The 4,653-nt window shown below is 62.0% G+C and carries 2 protein-coding genes; both read right to left on the bottom strand.

Going from position 1 to position 4,653, the window contains the following annotated elements:
* Nucleotides 1-260: 260 nt before the first annotated feature.
* A complete protein-coding gene (locus ACP5E6_RS16300; protein ID WP_427955867.1) occupies nt 261-2,618 on the bottom strand; it encodes an HAD-IC family P-type ATPase in 2,358 nt (785 codons plus the stop codon).
* Between the two features lie 14 nt (nt 2,619-2,632).
* On the bottom strand, nt 2,633-4,653 hold a 2,021-nt coding region (locus ACP5E6_RS16295; RefSeq protein ID WP_427955864.1), incomplete at its 5' end, for a DUF3141 domain-containing protein.

Here is a 4,653-nt window from a genome sequence, read left to right as displayed (position 1 = left end):
TCCATCATGCGAAATCGCTACGGGCAGCCGATGACGACGTCAACCTGACAAAGCCATGTGAGGCAACAGGTCACGCTTCGGGAGCTTTTCAGGCGAGGCAATGCGGCCAACGACTGGCTCCCGAAACCGCGTATCCTTCATCCATGGCCACGCGATCGTTTCGCCGTCAAACACCCAAGGTGGGAGCCGTATGCGCGAATCGCGCCCGTACGGATCTGTGCGGGGGGCGCCCAGTAATGGGCGTCCCTACCGCGATCGTTTCAGACGATACCGAGGCGGGCGAAGATCGGAATTTTGATTGTGTCGAGGAGCAATGCAAATACGATGGCGGCGGCCAGGATGGTGATGACGAGGGGGGCGGATATGGTGGTCATGGCGAGGCCGGAGATTGCCATGACAGTGGCGATTGCGATCGCGGCTACGGATGAACCGCCTACCCACAGGCTCGGGCGGGACTGCCAGAAGTGGCGGCGTTCTCGGATTGCGTAAATTGAGGTCTGGCTACCGAAGACCAGCGCCAGGAAGGCCAGGGTTCGGATCGCGCCGAGGTTAAGATCAAGGCCGTAAATGCCGACCGCGACAACCAGAGTGCAGAATATCAGTAGTCCGCACCCCATGATGATGCCTGCGATGGTCAGGCTGCCGATGCGCCAGATATTCGGGATTGGTGACGTGTAGACATTGTCGGTAGTCAAAGACATGGATAGGAAGTCGCCTGTGATCAGATAGATCACGATCAGCAGTGGCGTCAGGATGGCATGGCCGGTCATCAGCAGGCCGAGTGCCAGAAACAGCACCGTTGCCAATTTGCGGACGATCGTGTTCAGTGTGTAGGTCTGGATTCGCTGGAAGGTCACGCGGCCCTCCTTGACCGCCGCGACGATCCCGGCAAGACCGGGTGACGTCAGCACCATCCCGGCCGCCGATTTGGCGACATCAGTTGCGGTGGATACGGCAATGCCCATTTGGGCCTGACGCAGGGCGGGGGCATCGTTGGCCCCGTCGCCACACATGCCTACTGTGTGGTGGGCATTCTGGAATGCCTTGACAAGCTTGTACTTATCCTCGGGCAGCACACCGGCAAACACTGCGAAGCTTTCCGGGCGGACGTCGGAGGGGATCGCGCCGGCCGGGCAGGTCGGTCCATCGAGTCCGACGGTATGGGCGACGATCGCGGCGGTCGCCGGGGCATCGCCGGTCACCATCACCGTGCGGACGCCGAGGGCTTTCAGTTGCGTGATCAGGGGGGCGGAGTCTTCACGCGGCGGGTCGCTGAGCGCGATCAGTCCGACCAAGCCCATGGCCTTTGCTGCACCAAAGGCGACCGCGAGCACCCGGAACCCCTTGCCTTCGAGGGCCTCCGCAGCAGTGGCTGCCCTGGGCATCGGCTGGGTCAGGCGGCTCACTGCGGCGAAGGCACCTTTGACAACGCGCTGCGACGCGCCGTCGGTCCCGGTGACGCTCGCCTCGGACATCTTGGTTGCCGGATCGAACGGGATGAATTTGACCAGATGCGGCGCGTCGGTGATCGATTTGTCCTGCGCCGCACTGCGGATCGCGCCATCGACTGGGTCTTGCCCGCCATCGGAACTGGCGAGGGCGGCGAGCACCAGAACATGGGCCTCGTCGAAATCTGCCATCGGGGTGATCGTAGTAACTTTCAGCTCGTTGCGGGTGAGCGTGCCGGTCTTGTCGGCGCAGAGGACCGTCATCGTCGCTGCTTCATCGACCGCCGACAGCCGGGTGGGCAGTACATTCAGCTTGGCCAGGGCACGCGCGCCGATTGCGGCGGCAAGGGTGAAGGTGGCGGGGAGGGCGACCGGGATCGAGGCCAGAATGGCGGTCAGGACCAGCAGAATAATCTCGTGGACCGACATTTTAATGTAGAGCGCATAGGCGATCAGGAACAGGGTCACCAACCCGTTGAACCCGGCCAGATTGCGTACCACTCGCAGCACCGCCTTCTGCTGCGAACTTATGACATGGGCGACCCGGACCAATTCGGCGGTACGGCCGAATTTTGTCTTAACACCGGTCGCGGTCACCTCAGCCACCGCCTCGCCGCGCCGCACCAGGGCACCGGCATAGGTTTGCAGCCCAGGCCCCGCTTCGACCGGCACCGATTCCCCAGTCAGCATGGACTGATCAAGCAGGACTTCGCCACTGGTGAGCTTGGCATCGGCGGCGACCACGCTGCCGAGCGAGAGCTTCACCACGTCGCCGGGTACCAGATCGGTCGCGGGGATGATTTTCCAGGTCCCGTCGCGCCGCACCGAGGCGTTCAATGCCAACCGGGACTTCAGCGCATCCAGGGTCGCCTGCGCGCGCCCTTCTTGCATCAGCCCCAGCGCACCGTTGAACACCAGGAGCGCTGCGACCACCCCGGCCTCAACATAGTCTCCCAGCACGATCTGCAGCACAATCGCAGCTTCCAACATCACCGGCACCGGTGCCCAGAACTTAGCGAGCAGTCGGGGCAAAAAATGCTCGGTGGTGTCGGGCATGGCATTGCGGCCGAATTGTTTCAACCGGGCGCTGGCATCGCTACTTGATAGTCCAGCTTCGGCGTTGGTTCCGTGGACGTTCGGTTCTGGGGGTGGTGCGATGGTTGCCGACATCGTGGTCTCCTAGGTCAGGCGGGGCGTCCTGGGTTAAAGGAAAGTTGTTCGCCAACCTGGGCTGTCGGCGCTATCCGTGCCAGAAGAGCAAGGCGATCGCGGGCCACGGCGTTCTGTTTTCCACCCGCACTGATGATGGCATTGACCTGTGCCAGCAGGTCGCGCCACTGGTCCGGTTGCGGCACTAGCGACGCCAGAGCGTCGATCGCTCGTTGCGGTTCCAGCAATAGGACAAAGTACTGTTCGCGCACCATCGTCTTGAAATTGGCGAGCGACAAATGCATGAGTTTGCGGCGGGACAGGTTCAGGGCGAGCGCGCTGCGTTGATCGAGCGCGCCTTCCGCTTCAATCACGTAGAGCACCGCGCGGGTCAGCGCTTCATCGAAGCCGCCGGTTGCCAGTTTGGTTTCATAGAGCGCCAGTCTGGCCTGTCGCCGCACCTGCTTGCCCGGAGAGGTCGCGGGCCGTGGCCGAACCGCGGTATCGGGATCGATCCCGAGCAGTTTCTGCACCACGGGCGAGCCGTAAATGCCGAAGAACACTTTTTCGACCGCCTGATCGCGGGCGTCGCGATAGCCGTCGAGCATCGCAATGATCCGGTCCGATGCCTGCTGCTGCAACGCCCAAAACGGGTTGTTGGCGGATGCCGGTTTGCGCGACGCTGCGACGGTAGGTGCCATCTCCTTGACCGCGTTCATCCACGGATTGCTGTCGGCGAACATCGTGTAACTGAGCCGGAGCGGGTTCAGCCGATGGGCCAGTGCCGCCATCGGCTGGGTGGCCAACGCCTGGACGATCGGCTGCATCGTTGCCCGGTAGAGCGTGAGATTGATGTCCGATACCCGGGCGACGGCGGCGAACGCGCGATCATCGGCTGGGCTGTTGCGCCCGACGGCCCTGATGGCCTCGAAGCCGCGCGGCTCGAACCGGCTGATCCAGTCGCCGGTCACGAAATCGCCCTTGGCGACATCGACTGGCCGGGGTTCGATCACCATTTCATACAGGCCAGGGGGTAGACAATCGATCAGGTCCATCAGCTGCACGAATTCCTCGTCCTGCTTTGCCCCCACCTTGGACGAAACAAACAACGCCAGATGGCCGATGTGTTGGCTCAATGAATAAACAATGGTCCGGCCGGTATCACGCAGATCATCGACATCGTGATACAAATCCAGAATCCAACCCAGGGTTTCCGGGGGTGGGCTGATATTGTCGCCGGCCGAGGTGAACACGATGATCGGCGAGGTGATATTACGCAGGTCGAACACGGTGCCATCGCTCGACTGCAACTGATTTCGGGTCAGTTTGTCGCCGATGAACAGGTTATCGACCAGAAACTGTAACTCGCCGCCATTCAATTCGATGAAGTCGCCCCACCATTTTTCGAACGTCAGATAGCGTTCGGCTCCGGTATCGATGCCGGCATAGACCTGATATTGCTTGCCCCAGAGCCAGTTGGCGGGATTGAGCGCGTCGAAATTCATCACCAGCCAGGTGCCGTCGAACTTACCGTTGCCGAGGTCGCTGGTCATCGCGGTCAGCCAGCTGCCGCCTAGCAATCCGCCCGAATAGCGCATCGGATTCTTGCCATGCTCGCCCTGCCAGTACGACATCGGCGACCCCGCCACCAGGCACGGCCCGAACAGGTCGGGTCGCAGCATCGCGACCATCAGGGTTTGGTAGCCGGCCTGACAATTGCCGATTGCAAAGGGCAGCGACGCCTCAGGATGCCGCTCGACCACACGCTCGAAAAAAGTCACCTGCCCCTCGACCACATCGAGGAAGGTCTGGCCCGGCACCGGTTCGGCGCTGAAAGCGATGAAATATACCGGATGGCCGGCATTCAGCGCATCGCCGATCTCGCTCTCTGACTTGAATCCGCCGATCCCTGGTCCCTGGCCGGCGCGCGGATCGACCACCACCACCGGCCGTTTGCGCGGATCGATCGTCACGCCCGGCGGCGGCACAATTCGCAGAAGCTGATAATTGATCGGTCGCGTCAGGGTGAGCCCGCTCATCACCACATCATGTTCGT

This window comes from Acidiphilium sp. (genome assembly GCF_049977125.1).
GTDB lineage: Bacteria > Pseudomonadota > Alphaproteobacteria > Acetobacterales > Acetobacteraceae > Acidiphilium.
The sequence above is the reverse complement of the archived record's forward strand: the minus strand, read 5'-3'. Positions and strand labels throughout refer to the sequence as shown.